This is a genomic window from Vulgatibacter sp. (genome assembly GCF_041687135.1).
Taxonomy (GTDB): Bacteria; Myxococcota; Myxococcia; order Myxococcales; family Vulgatibacteraceae; genus JAWLCN01.
The window spans coordinates 742,284-760,524 of the sequence record NZ_JAWLCN010000003.1 but is presented as its reverse complement, the minus strand read 5'-3'; the positions used below and the strand labels follow the sequence as shown (position 1 = coordinate 760,524).

The window sequence follows — 18,241 nt, the reverse complement described above, 5'->3', positions numbered from 1 at the left end:
GGACGCTTTGTCGACTGCGGCACGCCCCTTGCGAAGTCGGCCTGAGCCGTGGCGACCGAGGGGATGGTCCACGGGAGGAGCCTTTCATGACCCAGAAGCGCAACCTGGTCGTGCTGCTCGCAGCGCTGGCCCTCGCCGCCACCGGCTGTGGCGACGACGAGAAGAAGCCGGCGAACGTCGGCGGCAGCGGTGGCGCCGGCGGTGGCGGCGGTGGCGGTGGCAGCGGTGGGGAGCAGCCCCGGCCCGATGGCCCGACCCTCGGGACCAGCGAGCACCTCGGCACCTTCCTGATGTCCCAGCCCCAGGCGGTCCTCGTCGCGGCGTCGAAGTCGATGGTGCTCATGGGCACCAAGGGCGTGATCTACGACCCGGCCAACTTCGGAAAGCCGGCGATCGTCCCCGAGGAGCGGGGCGGGATCGACACCACCGTCGAAGCAGGCCTGCTCGTCCTCGACACCACCACCGGCCAGGCCCGGGTCCTGGGCGAGGACGACGGTCTCCCGAAGATCGTCTACGGCAATCCCTTCGAGAGCTGGGGCGAGCACGTCACCTCGGTGATCGATCTCGACTGGGCGATCACCGATCGGACCTTCGTCGGCGCCGGCTGGAACTACCTGCTCAAGGGAAATATCGCCGACGACCACACGATCACCTTCCAGAGCGCCACCGTCCGCGCACCCGGCAAGGAGAGCGACGCCGTCGTCTTCCACACCGCCGTCGTCGGTGAGACGGTCTTCGCCGGTGGCGATCAGGGCCTCGCCATCGCCGCCCTCGAGAACCTCGAGGTCACCGGCTGGGTCGACTTCGGCCTGCCCGAACGCACCATCCACGCCCTCGATGCCGGCACACTCGCAGGCGAGGGCGTGGTCTCGGTCCTCTACGGCAAGCCCGATTCCCCCTACGCCGAGTGGATCGGCCTCGCGAAGCCCGACGGCAGCTTCACGCAGATCCCCGTGCCCGAGGGCTTCTTCCCCTCGAGCACCCTGGTCCGCGAGAACCGCGTCCTCTACGGCTTCCGGACCCCGGACAAGGCCGGCGCGATCTTCAGCTGGGAGGCGAACGACCAGGGGATCTGGGAGCTCACCCAGGCGATCGGCCCGGTGGAGCTGATCACCGACGGCAAGGAGTGGCCCATCCTTCCCAACCGGATGGTCTACTTCGAGGGCGGCATCGTCGTCGGCGGCGGCCTCTCCGAGGCGACCCTCGGCGGTCCCGGCGGCGGCGTGGCGCACATCCGCTACGACGAGGTGCACGGCTTCGTCGGCCGCGCCACCGATCTGCTCTCGAAGAACAGCCCGCTCTTCGACCAGCTGCCCTGGATCGTCGACGTCCTCGCCCCGACCTCCACCGGCGATCTCTACATCGCCGGCCGCCAGCTCTGCAGCGAGCACAAGACCCGGCAGCTTCCGCTGCTCCGCTTCGAGGCGATCGACGACCGCGATCAGCTGGTGCAGCCGTGGGTGAGCGGCGTGCGCTCGATCGCCGTCGATCCCGTGAACGGAGAGACCTGGATCGGCATGCGCGACGCCGGTGTCGGCGCCTGCGAAGGCCTCTCGATCAACCAGTCGCTCTGCAGGCTCCGCGCGGATGGCGCCTGCGTGATCAGCACCCCGCAGGTGAACGTCAACGCCGACTATTTCGCCGTGACCCCCGGCGTGGTCGACATCGCCTTCGGTGATCCCGACCGCCACCAGGTCGCCCTCGCCACCTACCGCGACGCGCTCTTCCTCCAGACCGGCTCGTCCAGCCGCGCGATCCCGACCCACTTCGCGCCGCACCTGAACCTCACCATGACCGGCATCGACTGGGGCGAGAGCGACGGGACGACCGATCGCCTCTGGGTGAGCTCGATCATGGAGTACGACGACTTCAACGGCCCCGTGGTCAGCGACCGCGGCCCCCATGGCCTCGGCTACATCGAGATGAACGAGATGGGCGTGCCCACCGCGATGCGCCGCTACGTGCGCAACGAATCGGACAGCGCGGTGGAGACCGACGTGCCGGGCCTCCCCTCGAACATGACCTGGGACGTGCTCGCCCTCGACGGCAGCAGCGCCCTGGTAGCGATGGGGATCGAGCGCCTCTCGAAGAACTACGACCACATCCTCGCCGAGCCTGCCGACAACGACACCCACGGCGGCGTGGCCCTCGTCGACGGGGAGTCGGTCGAGCTGATCGCCGCCCCTGAGGGCTTCACCATGAACGAGATGGTGGCCCTCGCCCGCGCCGAGGACGGCACCATCTACGCGCTCGACGCCCACGAGGGCATCTTCACCGTCGACCCGGCCGAGAAGAAGGCGGCGCTGTGGAGCACCGCCACCTGGGAGGCCACCGAGGAGAAGCCGGAGCGCGGCCTCTCCCTGGCGGTGGACGCGAGCGGCAACGTCGCCGTCGGTACCACCCACGGCCTCCACGTCTTCGGCGCCGACACCGGCGTGACCCGGGCGATCGAAGACATGGAGGCGGGCTTCGTGTGGGCGGTGACCTTCGTCGAGCCGGGTGTCCTCTACGCCGGAACCGACGAGGGCCTGCGGCGCATCGCCATCGGCGACGCGGCGCTTCCCGCGAAGGGGCCCGAGCTGCTGGCGAGCTGGCCCTTCCCGCTGCCGATCGAGATCTGCGGCGACGCCGGCGGCTGCGCCTGCGCCACCGACGCCAACTGCGCGCCCAACAGCGACTGCCTCTGCAGCTCCGCAGGCGGCACCTGGGCGTGCATCTGCACCGAGGCCGATTCCTGCAACGGCGCACCGGGCGGCGAGGGCTGCGAGTGCAACCCGGGCAGTGCGGATCCGTGCGCCGGCGACCTCGTCTGCGAGACCGCCGAGAGCGGCCAGAGCCTCTGCGAGAAGCCGGACGAGCCGGAATGCGGCGGCGTTGCCGGCTGCTCGTGTGGCCTCGGGACGCCCTGCGCCGAAGGCTTCACCTGCAACTTCGCCTTCGGCTTCTGCGAGGTCGACCGCGGCTGCGAGGCGGATTGCAGCTGCACCGGCCCCGGCACCGTCGGCGGCTGCCAGGAGGGCCAGGCCTGCGTGCCCATGGGCATGGGCCGCCAGGAGTGCGTCGACACCGGGCCCGCAGGCTGCGAGGCCGACTGCAGCTGCACCGACATCGGCAGCACCACCGACGGCTGCCACGAGGGCCAGATCTGCGTGGAGATGATCGGCGGCCAGCAGTGCGAGCCCGCGCCGAGCTGCGAGGACGATTGCAGCTGCGCGGGCCCGGAGACCGAAGGTGGCTGCCCCACCGGCATGGTCTGCATGGACTCGATCGACGGCACCCGGAGCTGCGAGCTCCAGGGCCGCGGCTGAAAGAAGCGAATACGGCGCCGCCCCGGTCTGCGGCGCCGCAGGGAGGGCGGGTGCTTCGACCCACCCGCCGCCCCTCGCGGATCCGGCACCCCTGGGCCGGGTCCAGGCGAAGAGCCCCCGCCGTCCCCATCGGCGCGGGGCTCTTCGTCTATCCGGCGGTCGATCCCGTGCGAAGCGGTGCACTGGCGCGCGGGCGGAAAATCGCCCTATCTGCGCCCTCGACCTTGCTGCTCTCTTCTCGATCGACGGCTCCCGCTGGCTGCGTTCGCAGCCCGGCAGCCGGACCAGAAGAGGTAGCTGTACATGCGGTCGAAACACGGTGGCGCGCTGCTCGCAGCGCTGGTGGTGGGAACGGTCGGTTGTGCGGACGACGCGCCGAAGCGGGTGCGGGGCGGCGGCGCTGGCGGATCGGGCGGTGGTGGCGGGCAGGAGCGGCCCGCAGGGCCGGAGCTCGGTGCGCGGGAGCAGCTCGGCACCTTCCTCGAGTCGCAGCCCCGGGCGGTCCTGGTCGGTGCGGAGAAGCCCCTCCTGATCATGGCCACCAGCGCGGTGGCCTTCGACCCGGCCTTCTTCGGCAAGGTGGCGCGGACCGAGGAGGCGGTGGCGCTCTCCGCCGGGCTGCTCGTGGTGGATACCTCCACCGGCACCGCCCGCGTCCTCGACGAGAAGGACGGCCTGCCGGCAATGCAATACGGCGATCCGGCGCAGCCCTTCGAGGCGGTGGCCTCGATCTTCGATCTCGACTGGGTCACGGTCGACCAGCGCTTCGTCGCCGCGGGCTACGAATCGCTGATCGCCGGCAGCGTCGCCGCCGACGGCGCGCTCACCTTCCAGCACGCGAAGCTCCGCGCCGAGGGCAAGAGCGCCGACGCGGTGGTCTTCCAGACCGCGGTCCTCGGTGATCTGGTCTTCGCCGGCGGCGACCAGGGCCTCGCCATCGCCGCAGCCGAGAACCTCGCAGTGCAGCGCTGGGTCGACTTCGGCACGCCCGATCGCACCATCCACGCGCTCCACGCAGGCAGCATCGGTGGCGAGGGCGTCGTCGCCGTGCTCCACGGCGCACCGGACGCTCCCGCCGCCGACGCCATCGGCGTGGCGAAGGCCGACGGGACCTTCGAGGCCATCGACCCGCCCGAGGGCTTCCTGCCGATCAGCACCCTGCTCGTCGACGGCCGCGCCTTCTTCGGCTTCGTCACGCCCGACAAGGCCGGCGCGATCTACGAAGCCACCAGGGACGATCGCGGCTGGAGCCTCGAGCTCGCCGCCGGTCCGATGGAGCTGGTCACCGACGGCAAGCGCCATCCGGTGGTGCCGGGCCTGCTCGCCTACGACCCCGACCAGCGCGCGATCCTCGTGGGCGGGCGGATCGTCGAGGGTGCCCCCGGTGGCCCGGGCGGCGGCTTCGTCGCGCTCCCCTACAGCGAGGAGGCGGGGATCCGCGCCCGTGCCACCGACGTCGTCACCAAGAACGATCCCTATTTTGCCGAGCTGCCGTGGCAGTTCGACGCGATCGTCCCCGACGGCAAGGGCGGCGTCTACCTGGCGGGCAGGCAGCTGTGCAACGAGCACAAGATGCGGCAGCTGCCGCTCTTCCATCTTCGCCGCGCCGCCGGCGTCACCGAGCTGGTGCGCCCCTGGATCGACGGCGTGCGGAGCATCTCGGTCGATCCCGTGAACGGCGAGACCTGGCTCGGCCTGCGCAACGAGGTCACCGGTCTCTCGTGCGAGGGCCTCGCGGTGGGGCAGTCCCTCTGCCGCCTCCGCGCCGACGGCGCCTGCGTGATCACCACGCCGCGGGTGAACGCCGACGAGAACCTCTTCGCCGCGACCCCCGGGGCGTCGGCGGTGGCCTTCGGCGATCCCGATCGCAACCAGATCGCCGTGGCGACCCTCCGCGACGCGCTCTTCGTGCAGGACGGCGCGCTCTCCCACGCCATCCCCTCGCAGATCAACCCCGGCCTCAACCTCAACCTGAGCGGCGCCGCGTTCGAGGGCGAGGAGCTCTGGGTGAGCTCGCCGATCGAATACGACGAGATGCACGACGAGAAGGTCAACGATCGCGGCCCCCACGGCGTCGGCATCTTCAGCCTGGGCGACGAGGCGCCTCCCAAGGCACAGCGCCGCTACGTGCGCAACGAATCGGACATCCAGGAGGAGCTCGACGTGCCCGGCCTCCCCTCGAACATGGCGTACGACGTCCTGCCGCTGGGCAAGGGCCGCGCCCTGATCGCGCTGGGGATCGAGCGGGTCTACGTGACCCACGACCACATCCTCCCTGCGCCTGCGAAGAGCGCCGCCGCAGGCGGCATCGCCCTGGTCGACGGGGAGAAGGTGGAGATCATCGCCCCGCCCGCAGGCGTCGCCCTCGAGGAGGTGGTGGCCCTCGCCCGCGGCGGTGACGGCACCCTCTACGCACTGGATGCCTGGGAGGGCATCTTCACCATCGACGTCGAGACGAAGAAGGCGAAGCGCTGGAGCACCGCGACCTGGGAGGCCACCGAGCCCTTCGCCGAGCGGGCGCTCTCCCTGGCGGTGGACGCGGACGGCCACCTCGCCGTCGGCACCACCCACGGCCTCCACGTCTTCGGCGCCGACACCGGCGTGACCCGGCCCCTCGCCGACATGGAATCCGGCTACGTCTGGTCGGTGGAGTTCGTGCAGCCCGGCGTGCTCTACGCCGGCACCGACGAAGGCATGCACCGGATCGCCGTCGGCGATCGCCAGCTGCCGGCGAAGGGCCCCGCCTCGCTGGAGCGCTGGCCCTTCCCCCTCGAGGTGGAGATCTGCGGCCCCGCGGGCGAGTGCGCCTGCGTCCAGGACAGCCAGTGCGCCACCGGCAGCGACTGCCAGTGCGGCGACTTCGGCAAGGGCTTCGAATGCCTCTGCACCCCGGCGGACGCTTGCGTGGCGGAGCCCGGCGCCCTCGACTGCGCCTGCGATCCCACCGCTGCGGACCCTTGCGTCTACGACCTCGCCTGCACCACCGACGACGCGGGCCAGAGCACCTGCCAGTTGCCGGGGCCGCCGCCCTGCGAAGGCACGGAGGGCTGCCCCTGCAGCGCCGAGGGGGAGTGCGCCGAGGGCTTCGAGTGCAACTTCATGTTCGGCCTCTGCCAGGCGGTCCCTGCCTGAAAGGCCGCCTCTCACCACGGGTATGAATCGGGGAGGGCGAAAAATCGCCCTATTCGCCCCCCGACCCCGCCCCCGATCCTCGACGGGCCGCCCGGGAGGCCGCGCAACGTGCGCGGACCTCCGACCGGGCGGCCCGAAGGCAAAGGGGGAGGTGCCCGTACATGTTCTTCAATCGTGGTGGTGTCGCGCTGCTGCTCGCAGCGCTGGCAACGGCTGGCGTTGCCTGTAGCGAGGACGAAAAGCCGCAGCGGGTCGCCGGAAACCCGGGCGGCAGCGGGGGAGGCGGGGGCAGCGGCGGGAGCGGCGGCGAGACGCCGCGCCCGGAGGGCCCCGCCCTCGGCGACCGGGAGCAGCTCGGCGCCTGGCTCGGCGCCCCGCCCCGCGCCGCCCTCGTGGGCAACGAGAAGCCGCTCCTCGTCGTCGGCACCAGCGCCGTGCTCTTCGATCCCGCCCACTTCGGCAGGGCGGAGGTCCCTGCGACCACGGTGGAGCTCGCGGTGGGGCTGCTGGTCGTCGATACGTCGACCGGCGAGGCCAGGGTCCTGGGCGAGGACGACGGCGTGCCGGTGATGCGCTACGGCGACGCCTCGGTGAACCTCGGCGAAGCCGCTACCTCGATCTTCGATCTCGACTGGGTCACCGTGGACGAGCGCTTCGTCGCCGCCGGCTACCAGTCGCTCATCGCCGCCGACGTCGCCGCCGACGGCAGCTTCTCCTTCCAGCACGTGAAGCTCCGCGCCGAGGGAAAGACCGCCGACGCGGTGGTCTTCCAGACCGCCGTGGTCGGTGACCTCGTCTTCGCCGGCGGCGACCAGGGCCTCGCCATCGCCTCCGCCGAGAACCTCGAGGTGCAGGCCTGGGTCGACTTCGGCGCCCCCGACCGCACCATCCACGCCCTCGCCGCCGGCATGCTCGCCGGCGAAGGGGTGGTCGCCGTCCTCCACGGCGATACCGACGCCCCGGTTCCCAACTCCATCGGCCTCGCGAAGGCCGACGGCTCCTTCGTCTCGATTCCAGTGCCCGAGGGCTTCCTGCCCACCAGCGCCGTCGTCACCGAGAGCCGCGCGCTCTTCGGCTTCATGACCCCGGAGAAGACCGGCGCGATCTACCAGTGGAAGAAGAACGCCGAAGAGGTCTGGACCTTCGAGCAGGTGGCGGGCCCGATGGAGCTCACCACCGACGGCGAGCGCTACCCGGTCGTCCCCGGCCTCCTCGTCCACGACCCCACCCGCCGCGAGCTCCTCGTCGGCGGCAGGATCGTGCAGGGCGCCATCGGCGGTCCCGGCGGCGGCCTAGTCTACCTCGCCTACACCGAGGACGCGGGGATCTACGCCCGCGCCACCGACATCCTCCCGAAGCAGGAACCCTACTTCGAGCAGCTGCCCTGGCAGTTCGACGTGATCGTGCCCGACGGCAAGGGGAGCCTCTTCATCGCCGGCAGGCAGCTCTGCAACGAGCACAAGATGCGGCAGCTCCCGCTCCTGCAGCTCCGCCGGGCCGAGGGCGCGATCGAGCTGATCCGGCCGTGGATCGACGGCGTGCGCAGCGTCGCCATCGACCCGAAGAACGGCGAGACCTGGCTCGGCCTCCGCAGCGAGCTGCCCGGCATGGCCTGCGAGGGCATCGCCGTCTCCCAGTCGCTCTGCAGGCTGAAGGCCGACGGCTCCTGCCTCGTCACCACGCCGCGGGTCAACGCCGACGCCGACTTCTTCGCCCCGATGCCCGGCGCCGCGGCCGTGGCCTTCGGCGATCCCGACCGCAACCAGATCGCGGTGGCGAGCGTTCGCGACGCGCTCTTCGTGCAGGACGGCGCTCTCTCCCACGCGATCAGCTCCCAGATCGATCCGGGCCTCAACCTCCGGCTCACCGCCGCCGCCTTCGACGACGAGGTGCTGTGGGTGAGCTCGATCTTCGAGCACGACAAGATGTACGACGAGAAGGTGAACGACCGCGGCCCCCACGGCGTCGGCCTCTTCCAGCTCAACGAGGAGGCGAAGCCGAAGCCCGTCTTCCGCTACGTCCGCACCGAGTCCGATCTCCAGGAGGAGATCGACGTGCCCGGCCTCCCCTCGAACATGGCGTACGACGTCCTGCCGCTGGGCAAGGCGCGGGCGCTGGTGGCGCTGGGGATCGAGCGCGTCCACCAGAGCTACGATCACATCATCCCCGCCCCGGCGGAGAACGACGTGGGCGGCGGCGTGGCGATCGTGGAGGCGGAGACGGTCGAGGTGATCGCCGCCCCAGAGGGCAGCGCGATGCGCGACGTCGTGGCCCTCGCCCGTGGCGAAGGCGACGTGATCTACGCCCTCGACGCGAACGAAGGCATCTTCACCATCGACGTCGAGGCGAAGACGGCGGCGCGCTGGAGCACCGCCACCTGGGAGGCGCCGGTGCGCGCCCTCTCCCTCGCCGCCGACACCGAGGGGCACCTCGCCGTCGGCACCACCGACGGCCTGCACGTCTTCGGCGCAGATACCGGCGTCACCGAGGCGATCGTCGAGATGGCAGCGGGCTACGTCTGGTCGGTCGACTTCGTCGCCCCCGGCGTGCTCTACGCCGGCACCGACGAGGGGCTGCACCGGATCGCCGTCGGCGATCGAGAGCTCCCGGCGAAGGGGCCCGCGACGCTGGATCGCTGGCCCTTCCCGCTCGAGGTGCAGATCTGCGGCACCCAGGGCGGCTGCGTCTGCACCCGGAGCAGCCAGTGCGCCACCGGCAGCGACTGCGCCTGCACCGACGCGGGCGAAGGCTTCGCGTGCACCTGCACCGAGGCGGATCGCTGCGTCGCGGAGCCCGGCGCCGATCGTTGCGCCTGTGATCCCGCCGACCCGGATCCCTGCGTCTACCAGCTCGAATGCCTCACCGACGAACGGGGCAACAGCAGCTGCGAGGTCCCGCCGCCGCCGCCCTGCGACGGCACCGAGGGCTGCCCCTGCAGCGCCGAGGAGGATTGCGCCGAAGGCTACGAGTGCAACTTCGCCTTCCGCCTCTGCCAGCTCGCCGGCGGCCCGCAGGCCTGTATGGACGATTGCACCTGCACCGGCGAGAACACCACGCAGGATGGCTGCCCCATCGGCTACCACTGCCAGGGGCAGCTGGGCGGCGGGAGCATGTGCGAGGTCGACCCGACCTGATCGACCCCAGGCCGATCGAAGAAGGGGCGGTCCACCGACCGCCCCTTCTCCACAGCTTTCGCAAAGTCTGTGGGAAAGCTGCGGATCAGCCCGGCGCGAGGCCCGCCCAGAAGACGCCACCGGCGCCTTCGGGGTGGGCCCGCTTCTCGCCGGCGTGGAAGGAGCGCAGCTCCTCCAGCGTGTCGCGCACCTCGATCGCCGCGCCGAAGCCGCTCGGATCGTCCACGTCGTAGATCAGCGTGCCCGGCGCCTGGAGCCGCCAGACCTCCTCGAGCAGCGTCGCCTCGTGGCGATCCGGCGCGCTGCGCTTGCCGTCCTCGCCGAGGTGGGCGACGCGCACGCCGAGGAGCCTGCCGCGGGCGACCCCCTCGAGCATCTCGTCCACCTCGCGGATCTGCTCGTCGCCGTCGTGGCTCGTGGCGCCCGCCATGTCCCAGCAGAGGCCCAGGTCGCTGGGGAGGCGGCGGACCACCCGCTCGTCCACCCGGGCGAGATCGAGCACGAGCCGGGCCCCGTTCGCCTGCACCCGCAGCTTGAGCGCGTCGAGATCGAGGAAGGTGCCGTCCTCGCGCACGCCCCAGGAGTGGGTGCTGGCGGTGACCACCTCGAGGCGCAGGCCCCGCACCACGTCGGCGAAGGCGGCGAGCTTGCGCTCGTCGGTGAGCTGGTTGAGCACCGCCGGCCCGATGTGGAGCCAGGAGGCGGTCACCCCGGCGATCTGGAGGCAGCTGGCGATCCGCCGGGCCTCGCCGGGATGGAAGACGTCGAAGTGGCGGGGCTCTGCATGGAGCTCGAGGGCGGTGAAGCCGTAATCCCGGGCCATGCGCAGCGGCGCATGGTCGAGGGGCTCCGCGGCGAAGAGGCGCGTCGAGAGCAAGGCACGCATGGAAACCTCCGGGCAGCCCGCGAGGACACGGGCGGCGTCTACCCGGCAACTTAGTTCCGGCCCGGCCGGGAGGGATCTGCCGGTACCGGCACGGCCCGCCGCAGGGGGCCCGTCCAGGCGAGCAGCGCAGGCGGCGCCCGGCGCGGGGTCACGGCGAGGCCCCTGCTGAAGGGCGAGGCTGCAGGCAGGCAGACGCCCCGTGGCCCCGCCACCGCAGCGGGGACGCGGTGGCAGACCCCCGCGCCGTCGATCACCTGCACCGCCGGGTGGAAGTGGCCGATGACGAAGGGGCCCTCCCCCGGGGGCGGCGCCCTGTCGCCGTGGTGGAGGAGGAGCCCGTCCACCGCGCCGTCCGCGATCGCCTCCACCTCGGGGAAGTCGACGAGGAAGCCGCGGTCGTGGTTGCCCAGCACCACGGTGACGGGGACGCCGAGGGCGTCGAAGACCTCGTGCACGTGGGCGCGCTCCTCCGCCGAGGGGCGGGGCGCCTCCACCACGTCGCCGAGGAAGATCACCCGCTCCGCCTCGCTGCGCCGCACCGCCTCGACCAGGCGATCGGGCAGGCCGAGATCGAAGGCGGGGACCAGCGCTCCACGGCGGCGCAGCGTGTGGGCGAAGCCGAGGTGCGCGTCGGCGACGAGCAGGGTGCGGCTCGGCGCCGAGAGCGCGATGCCGCCGGGGAGGAGGAAGAGCCCTTCGCGGATCTCACGCACCTTCGATCTCCCAACCGGCGAGCGCCGCCTCCGAGAGCTCCGCCAGGGCGCGGGAGGGATCCTGCGCGCGGAGCACCTCGCGGCTGATCGAATAGACGATCGGCAGCGCGAAGGGCGAGGGCCTGGGCAGGTCGTGGACGGGAAGGGCGCCTGCGTGGAGCCGCGCCGCCGCCTCGACGGCGCCGGGCAGATCGAGCTCGTCCTCGAGGTAGGCGCGGTGCACCTCGCGGAGCAGCGGGTGCGCCGGATCGTGCGCGCGCAGCGCGCGGTAGAGGGCCCTGCCGCTCCAGAGCTGCGAGCGCCCGGGGCGGCGCCGCAACCGCGGCAGGAGCTGGCCCACCTCCGCCACCGCACGGAAGCGCCGGGCCAGCGACTCACCGTCCTCCAGCGCCCGCTCCATCTCCTCCACGAGCCCTTCCGGATCGAGGGCGCGGTGGAGCGCCTCGTCGTCCTCGGCGACACGGCGATCGACCTGGAGGAGGATGCCGAGATCGTCCACGTTGCCGAGCGCGCTGCCGTCGCCCGCGAGGCGGCGGGCGATCACCTGCGCCAGCACCGCGTTGATCGCCCGGCCTTCGTGGAGGTGGAAGACGAGCTGCGCGGAGCGGCGGGCGACGAGCCGCTCGACGTGGGGACGATCGCGGGAGGGCAGGGCGGAGGCGTGGCGCTGCAGCTCGCAGAAGCGCGCCACCGACGCCGCGAGGCCCGGGGGCATGCCCGCCTCCCGCAGGGCGGCGATGGCGCCCTCACGGCCCGCCGTGTCCAGGCCCCGGTCCACCGCCTCCACCAGATCCGAGAGCACCGCGGCGAGGCCGGGGGTGAGGGGGAACCGGCTGCCGTGCCAGCGGGGCAGCTTCACGGTGCCGCCGCCCGCGGGGGTGGCCAGCGCCTCGCCGCCGCTCATCGAGACGAGCTGGAGCACCTTGCCACCGAGGACGAAGCGATCGCCGGGCTTCATGTCGGCGAGGAAGCTCTCCTCCACCTCGCCGAGCCAGCGGCGCCCCGTAAAGACTTGAATGCGGGCCTCTTCGAAGATGGTCCCGATCGCCTGGGCCCAGAGGCGGAAGGTCTTCGGTGAGACCGGCTCGAGCACGCCGTCGCGCACGCGGATCCGCGCGGCGCCCGGCGCCTCCTCGCCCACCGAGAGCGGCAGCCCGCCGCAGAGGTAGCGCACGGTGGCGTCGAAATCCCCGCGATCGAGCGCGGCCCACGGCGCCGCCCGGCGCACCGCTGCCCAGGCCTCCTCCACCGGCGTGTGCCGCAGCGCGAAGCCCACCAGCTCCTGGGCGAGCACGTCCAGCGGCGCCCGTGGCGGGTGCACCGCCTCGAGCCGCCCCTCGCTCGCGCCCCGGCGGATCGCCGCGCATTCGAGCGCATCGGGGAGCGAGACCGGCACCAGCGCCCCCTCGGCCACGCCGCCGGGCCGGTGGCCCGCGCGGCCGATCCGCTGCAGCGTGCGGGAGACGCCCTTGGGCGCGCCGACCAGCAGCACCTGGTCCACCGCGTCGAGATCGAGGCCCAGCTCGAGCGACGAGGAGGCCACCACCGCCTTCATCTCCCCGGCCGCGAGGCGATCCTCCACCAGCGCGCGCTCCTCCTTGCCCAGCGAGGAGTGGTGCACGCCGATGCGGTCGCCCTCTTCCGGCAGGAGCACCGAGAGGGCGAGGCCGAGGCGCTCGGCGGCGGAGCGGGTGCCGGTGAAGACCAGCGCGCAGTTGGCCTTCTCCACCTCCTGCGCCACCGCGTGGGCGGCGCGGGCGGGGCCGTGTCCGGCGGGGGGCAGCTTGCGCCCCTTCGGCGGCCCGACGATGCGCAGGCGGTGGGTCCGGCGCAGATCCACCTGGGCGATGGTGCAGGGGCGCCCCTCGCCCACGAGGAAGCGCGCCATCCGCTCCGGCGGGTGCGCGGTGGCGGAGAGGCCGATCCGCTGTGCCGGCGCCGTGGCCCCGCCGTCCCTGCGGAGCAGGTCGAGGCGCTCCAGCGCGAGGCTGAGCTGCGCGCCGCGCTTGCTCTCCGCCAGGGCGTGGAGCTCGTCGACCACCACCAGATCGATCGCCCCCAGCAGCCGATCCGCCGCGGGATGGGCGCAGAGCAGCGCCAGCGACTCGGGGGTGGTGAGGAGCACGTCGGGCGGCGCCACCTGCAGCTTCTTGCGGCGGGTGGCGGTGGTGTCCGAGGTCCAGGTGGCGGCGCGCAGCGGGCCTTCCGGCAGATCCCGCGGCGCCGCCTCGAGCAGGGGCTCGAGGTTGCGGGCCACGTCCTGGGTGAGCGCCCGCAGGGGCGAGAGGTAGAGCACGCTGGCGCCGAGGGGGCGCCTGCCTTCCTGCGCAGCGGTGAGGAGGCGCGAGATCCCGGCGAGGAAGCCGCAGAGCGTCTTGCCGCTTCCCGTGGGGGCGAGGACCAGCACGCTGTCGCCAGCCAGCGCCGCGGGCAGGGCCCGGGCCTGGGCGTCGGTCATGCCGCTGCCGAAGCGGCCGCCGAGCCAGCGGCGCAGGGTGGGATCGAGTCCCTCGAGGCGCGTCCAGGGCGCTCTGGTGGGGGAAGTCGCCAAGCGGCAGAGGGAACGCGCGAGGGGCGCGGGACGATCCCGCCTGCGACGAGAAATCGGCCTTACGGATGCGCGCCGATCTCGGCGCACTCGAAGCGGACGGCCCGCTCGAACTCGTCGAGCTCGAAGGGCTTGGAGATCACGCCCTGCGCCCCCTGCTCCTCGGCCATCTTGCGCAGATCACCCGGCGCGATCGCGCTCATCAGCACGATCGGCGCGTTCCCCACCTCGCCGCGGAGCCGCGGCACCAGATCGTCCCGGCTCACGTCCGGCAGGGTGACGTCGGTGACCACCGCGCAGGGATGCCAGGTGGCCAGGTGCTCCTCCGCCTGCCCGATCGAGCCGGCGACCCGCACGTCGTAATCGAAGTCGCGGAGGAGCTCGCCCAGCAATTCGGCGAGCTCGGCTTCGTCTTCGATGAGCAGGACCCGGTGTCGATGCATGCCCTTCCTCCGACCTCTCCGCGGGAGGGTAAGCACGACCCGTCAGGTGCGGCTCGCGTTTTCGCGCAACTGCCGGATCACGGCGCCGTAATCGGGTTTTCCGAAGACCGCGCTGCCTGCCACGAAGACGTTCGCCCCGGCGGCCGCCACCTCGGCGATGTTCTGGGGGCCGATGCCGCCGTCGACCTCGATCCAGAGGTCGTGGAGGCCGCGCGCCTCCGCCATCTCGCGCAGGGCGCGGATCTTGCGGAGGGCCGAGGGGATGAAGCTCTGCCCGCCGAAGCCCGGGTTGACGCTCATCACCAGGACCATGTCGAGGTCCTCGAGCACGTACTCGATCGACGAGACCGGGGTGGAGGGGTTCAAGGAGACCGCCGCCTTCGCGCCCGCCTTGCGGATCTGCTGGAGGGTGCGGTGGAGGTGGGGGCTCGCCTCGACGTGTACGGTGACGATGTCCGCGCCTGCGTCGACGAAGGCCTCCACGTACTTCTCCGGCTCCACGATCATCAGGTGGACGTCCAGGGGCCTGGTCGCCGTCTTCTTCACCGCCTGCACCACCAGGGGGCCGATGGTGATGTTGGGGACGAAGCGGCCGTCCATGACGTCGACGTGGACGAGGTCGCAGCCACCCGCTTCGATGGCGCGCACCTCTTCGGCCAGGCGGCCGAAGTCGGCGGAGAGGATCGAGGGAGCAATCAGGGGGGTGCGGGCCACGGGCGTCTCCACGGGAAGTGTCCTAGCGGACGAAGCGCGGAGCGGTATAGCGCAGCCCTCGGGACGGTGCGAGTTCAGGCGGCCCGGGCAGCGGCGGCGCGGCGCACCAGCTCGATCAACTCGTCGATCTCGTAGGGCTTGGGCAGGGCGAGGCCGCCGCCCCGCTGCCAATCGCTCACGCCCTCGGAGTCGCCGCTGACCAGCACCTGCCTGCAGCGGGGCGCGCGCCGCGCCAGCTCGAGCCCGAGCTCGGGGCCGGTGGTGTCGGGAAGCCGGGCGTCGAGCAGCGCCACCTGCGGGTCGAAGCCCTCCAGCAGGGCCAGCGCCTCGGCGCCCTCCGCAGCGGCGCGGATCACCACGCCCTCCTCCTCCAGGATCATCTGGGTGAGGTTGCGGAGCTCCACGTCGTCCTCGACGACGAGTACACGCAGGCCTGCGAGTACGACCGACATCCATTCTCCCATCTGGTTGGAGGCGGACGGACTCTATCCGATCGGGACGGCCTCCCGGAAGGCCGAGCCGTGTAGGGAAAATTCACCCCTGGCGGGGTTTTCAGCTTGACCGGGAGGGCTTTACGTCCGCCGGAGGCGCGCGGCGTAGAAGCCGTCGATCCCCTGCCGCTGCGGCCAGGCGTCGAGGATCCAGCCGCCTTCGGACCAGCCCGGCGCAGGCTCGAGGGGCGCCTTCACGAAGGCCCCGCCCTGCCGCTCGAGGAAGGCGCGCACCTGGTCGGGGCCCTCCTCCGGCAGGATGGAGCAGACCGCGTAGACGAGGATCCCGCCGGGCCGCACCTCGGTCGCCACGTTGTCGAGGATGAGCGCTTGCGTCTCCACCATCCGGGCCACGTCCTCCGGCGTGCGCCGGTAGCGGAGCTCGGGGTGGCGGCGCAGGGTGCCCAGCGCGCTGCAGGGCGCGTCCACGAGGACCAGATCGAAGGGGCCTTTCGCCGCAGCAGGGAGCGGCTTGCTCGCGTCGGCGCCGAGAGGCCGCACGATCCCGTCCAGGCCCAGCCGCCGCGCCTCGTCGCCGATCCGCCGGGCCTTGCGCTCGTGCACGTCGACCGAGATCACCTCGCCGGCGCCGCGCTCGGCCAGGTGGCAGCTCTTGCCACCGGGCGCCGCGCAGGCGTCGAGGACCCGGGCCCCTGCGGCAGGGCCGCAGAGCTCGCCGACCAGCTGCGCCGCCTCGTCCTGCTGGGAGAAGAGCCCCTCGGCAAAGGCGGGAAGCCGGGCCAGCGAGCCGCCGCCCTCGACCAGCAGGCCGTCCTCCGCCAGCGGCGTCCGGCTGATCCGCGCGCCGGCGGCCTCGGTGGCGAGGCGGGCCTCGAGGGTTTCGCGGGTGGTGCGCTTGCGGTTCACCCGCAGCGTCGGCGGCGCCGGCTGGTCGATCGCCGCGGCGAAGGCCAGGGCCTCCTCGATCCCGAGGCGGGAGAGGAGCCGCTCCGCCAGCCAGCGCGGCAGCGAGCCCTGCACCTCGAGGGCGCCGAGGGGATCACTCGCCGGATCGGGGAGGGCCGGCGCGCCCTCGCGCCCGAGGCGGCGGAGCACCGCGTTGATCAGCCCCGCCGCCCTGGCGAGCCCGACGCGGCGGGCGGTGTTCACCGTCTCGCCCACGGCAGCGTGGGGCGGGATCCGCGTGTAGAGGAGCTGGTAGGCGCCGAGCCGGAGCAGATCCCGCACCCGATCCTCGAGGCCGGCGAGGCCGCCCTTCACCAGCGGCGAGAGGGCCCGGTCGAGGGCCACGCGCCTGCGCAGCACGCCGTAGGCGAGCTCGGTGGCCAGCGCCGCGTCGCGCGGATCGAGCACACCGGCGGAGGAGAGCTCGGCGTCGAGGGCGAGGTTGGCGAAGGCGTCCTGCTCCTCCACACGGCGGAGGACGGCATAGGCGATGGCGCGGGCGTCGGACATCGGCAGGCGGGTAGCAGGGAGCGGGCCGCGCCGCAAGTCAGGGAATGATCTTCCGCGCCCGCAGATCGGCGAAGAGCCGCAGGAACATCCCTTCCGTCTCCACGTACTCGTGGAAGCCGAACCGCCGCGCCTTCGAGCCGTCGGCGATCAGGTCGTAGTCCCAGGAGAAGACCGCGTCGCCGAAGCGCCACGACGAGACCTCGCTCCAGTCGAGGGGACGCAGCCCGTGGCGCTCGACCATCGAACGCCAGAGCGGCTCCTTGTCGGCCATCACGCTCTCCAGCGACATCTGCAGCGGGGGCGCCGTCTCCAGCTCGAAGAAGCGGGCGATCTTCGGCCACATCTCGTTCCACCGGAAGAGGTCGCCATTGGTGATGTTGAAGGCCTGGTTGGCGCAGCGCGGATCGGTGGCGGCCCAGACCGTCGCCTGCGCGAGCAGGCCCGCGTCGGTCATCTCGAGGAGTTTGTCGTACGCGCCCGGCTTGCCGGGGAAGCGCAGCGGCAGGCCGAGCTCCTTCGAGATCGCCGCGTAGATCGCGAGCACCAGGGTGAGGTTCATCGGGTTGCCGAGGGCGAAGCCGCAGACCACCGAGGGCCGGATCGCCGACCAACTCCAGCGCCTGCCCTGCTGCCGCCGCTCGAGGAAGTCCTGCTGATCGACGTTGAACTCCGGCGGCATGTGGGGCGGATCGTCCTCCCGCGCCGGCGTCTTGAAGGGGCCGAGGTGGGCGCCGTAGACCTTGTAGCCCTGCATCAGGCTCACGTGGCGCAGGCCGCTGGCGACGGGCTCGATGGCGTCGAGCACGTTGACCAGCATGGCGAGGTTGGGCGCGACCAGCTCCGCCCAGGTCGGGCGATCCTGGAAGGCCGCGTAGAAGACGTGGGTCACCTGGGTGAGGCCCGCGAGCTTCTCCCTGCTGCCTTCGCGATCGAGCAGATCCACCGAAAGATGGCGCACGCTGCCGCTGGGCTCGCCGCCGCGGTCGGCGGCGGTTTCGACCTGGCCATCCGCGTGGGCAGGCTGCCAGAGAGCCGGCTCGTGGCTCGGAAGCTGGCGCGGGGCCACCGGGTGATCTGCGCGGCGCCGGCCTACTGGGCGCGGCATCCGAAGCCGCTCACGCCCGCCGATCTCGCGGCGCACGAATGCCTGCTCTGGAATACCGACGGACGCAACGAGGCCACCTGGACCTTCGGCACGGAGGCGGTCCGGGTGAGCGGCAGGCGCAGCTCCAACGACGGCGAGCTGGTGCGGACGTGGGCGCTCGCGGGCCTGGGCGTGGTGCGCAAATCCTGGTGGGACGTAGCGGCGGACCTCGCCGCCGGCAGGCTGGAGCCGGCGCTCGCCTCGTTCGTGGAGCCTGCCGATCTCTACGCGGTCTTTCCCGGCGGCCGCGATCTGCCGCAGCGGTTGCGCTGCCTCGTCGACCACCTCGCCGTCGGCCTGCGCACCGCGTAG

12 protein-coding genes are annotated in these 18,241 nt (G+C 72.4%); 4 read left to right on the top strand and 8 right to left on the bottom strand.

Annotated features, from left to right (window positions below; all coding sequences use genetic code 11):
- The first annotated feature begins 86 nt into the window (after positions 1 to 86).
- From ACESMR_RS10805 to ACESMR_RS10795, 3 genes are all read left to right on the top strand, one after another.
- Complete coding sequence (locus ACESMR_RS10805) at positions 87 to 3,308, top strand: hypothetical protein (RefSeq protein ID WP_373047068.1); 3,222 nt, start codon at positions 87 to 89, stop codon at positions 3,306 to 3,308.
- A gap of 303 nt (positions 3,309 to 3,611) precedes the next feature.
- Entirely contained in the window at positions 3,612 to 6,440 is a 2,829-nt protein-coding gene (locus ACESMR_RS10800; protein WP_373047067.1) for a hypothetical protein, read from the top strand.
- A 161-nt stretch (positions 6,441 to 6,601) separates the two neighbouring features.
- Complete coding sequence (locus tag ACESMR_RS10795) at positions 6,602 to 9,574, top strand: hypothetical protein (RefSeq protein WP_373047066.1); 2,973 nt, start codon at positions 6,602 to 6,604, stop codon at positions 9,572 to 9,574.
- Positions 9,575 to 9,659: 85 nt separating this feature from the next.
- Here the strand turns inward: ACESMR_RS10795 and ACESMR_RS10790 are convergent, their stop codons facing one another.
- The 8 genes from ACESMR_RS10790 to ACESMR_RS10755 form a co-directional block, all read right to left on the bottom strand.
- Entirely contained in the window at positions 9,660 to 10,460 is an 801-nt protein-coding gene (locus tag ACESMR_RS10790; protein WP_373047065.1) for a hypothetical protein, read from the bottom strand.
- Between the two features lie 50 nt (positions 10,461 to 10,510).
- Positions 10,511 to 11,173: a metallophosphoesterase gene (locus tag ACESMR_RS10785; RefSeq protein ID WP_373047064.1), complete on the bottom strand. Its 663-nt coding sequence runs from the start codon at positions 11,171 to 11,173 to the stop codon at positions 10,511 to 10,513.
- Positions 11,166 to 13,724: a DEAD/DEAH box helicase gene (locus ACESMR_RS10780; protein WP_373047063.1), complete on the bottom strand. Its 2,559-nt coding sequence runs from the start codon at positions 13,722 to 13,724 to the stop codon at positions 11,166 to 11,168. The genes ACESMR_RS10785 and ACESMR_RS10780 overlap by 8 nt, the downstream gene beginning before the upstream one ends.
- A 59-nt stretch (positions 13,725 to 13,783) precedes the next feature.
- Entirely contained in the window at positions 13,784 to 14,164 is a 381-nt protein-coding gene (locus tag ACESMR_RS10775) for a response regulator transcription factor (RefSeq protein WP_373047062.1), read from the bottom strand.
- A 42-nt stretch (positions 14,165 to 14,206) separates the two neighbouring features.
- Positions 14,207 to 14,878 carry a ribulose-phosphate 3-epimerase gene (rpe, locus tag ACESMR_RS10770; RefSeq protein WP_373047061.1) on the bottom strand — a complete coding sequence of 224 codons (672 nt, stop codon included), beginning with the start codon at positions 14,876 to 14,878 and terminating at the stop codon, positions 14,207 to 14,209.
- Positions 14,879 to 14,952: 74 nt separating this feature from the next.
- Positions 14,953 to 15,330 carry a response regulator gene (locus ACESMR_RS10765; RefSeq protein WP_373047060.1) on the bottom strand — a complete coding sequence of 126 codons (378 nt, stop codon included), beginning with the start codon at positions 15,328 to 15,330 and terminating at the stop codon, positions 14,953 to 14,955.
- A 120-nt stretch (positions 15,331 to 15,450) separates the two neighbouring features.
- The gene (gene rsmB / locus ACESMR_RS10760) at positions 15,451 to 16,785 is read right to left on the bottom strand and encodes a 16S rRNA (cytosine(967)-C(5))-methyltransferase RsmB (RefSeq protein ID WP_373047059.1); all 1,335 of its coding nucleotides are present in this window, start codon (positions 16,783 to 16,785) and stop codon (positions 15,451 to 15,453) included.
- Between the two features lie 37 nt (positions 16,786 to 16,822).
- Entirely contained in the window at positions 16,823 to 17,743 is a 921-nt protein-coding gene (locus ACESMR_RS10755; RefSeq protein WP_373047058.1) for an SDR family oxidoreductase, read from the bottom strand.
- Between ACESMR_RS10755 and ACESMR_RS10750 the strand changes: the two genes are divergently transcribed.
- On the top strand, positions 17,735 to 18,241 hold the full coding sequence (locus ACESMR_RS10750) for a substrate binding domain-containing protein (protein ID WP_373047057.1): 507 nt from the start codon (positions 17,735 to 17,737) through the stop codon (positions 18,239 to 18,241). The two genes, ACESMR_RS10755 and ACESMR_RS10750, sit on opposite strands and share 9 nt — an antisense overlap.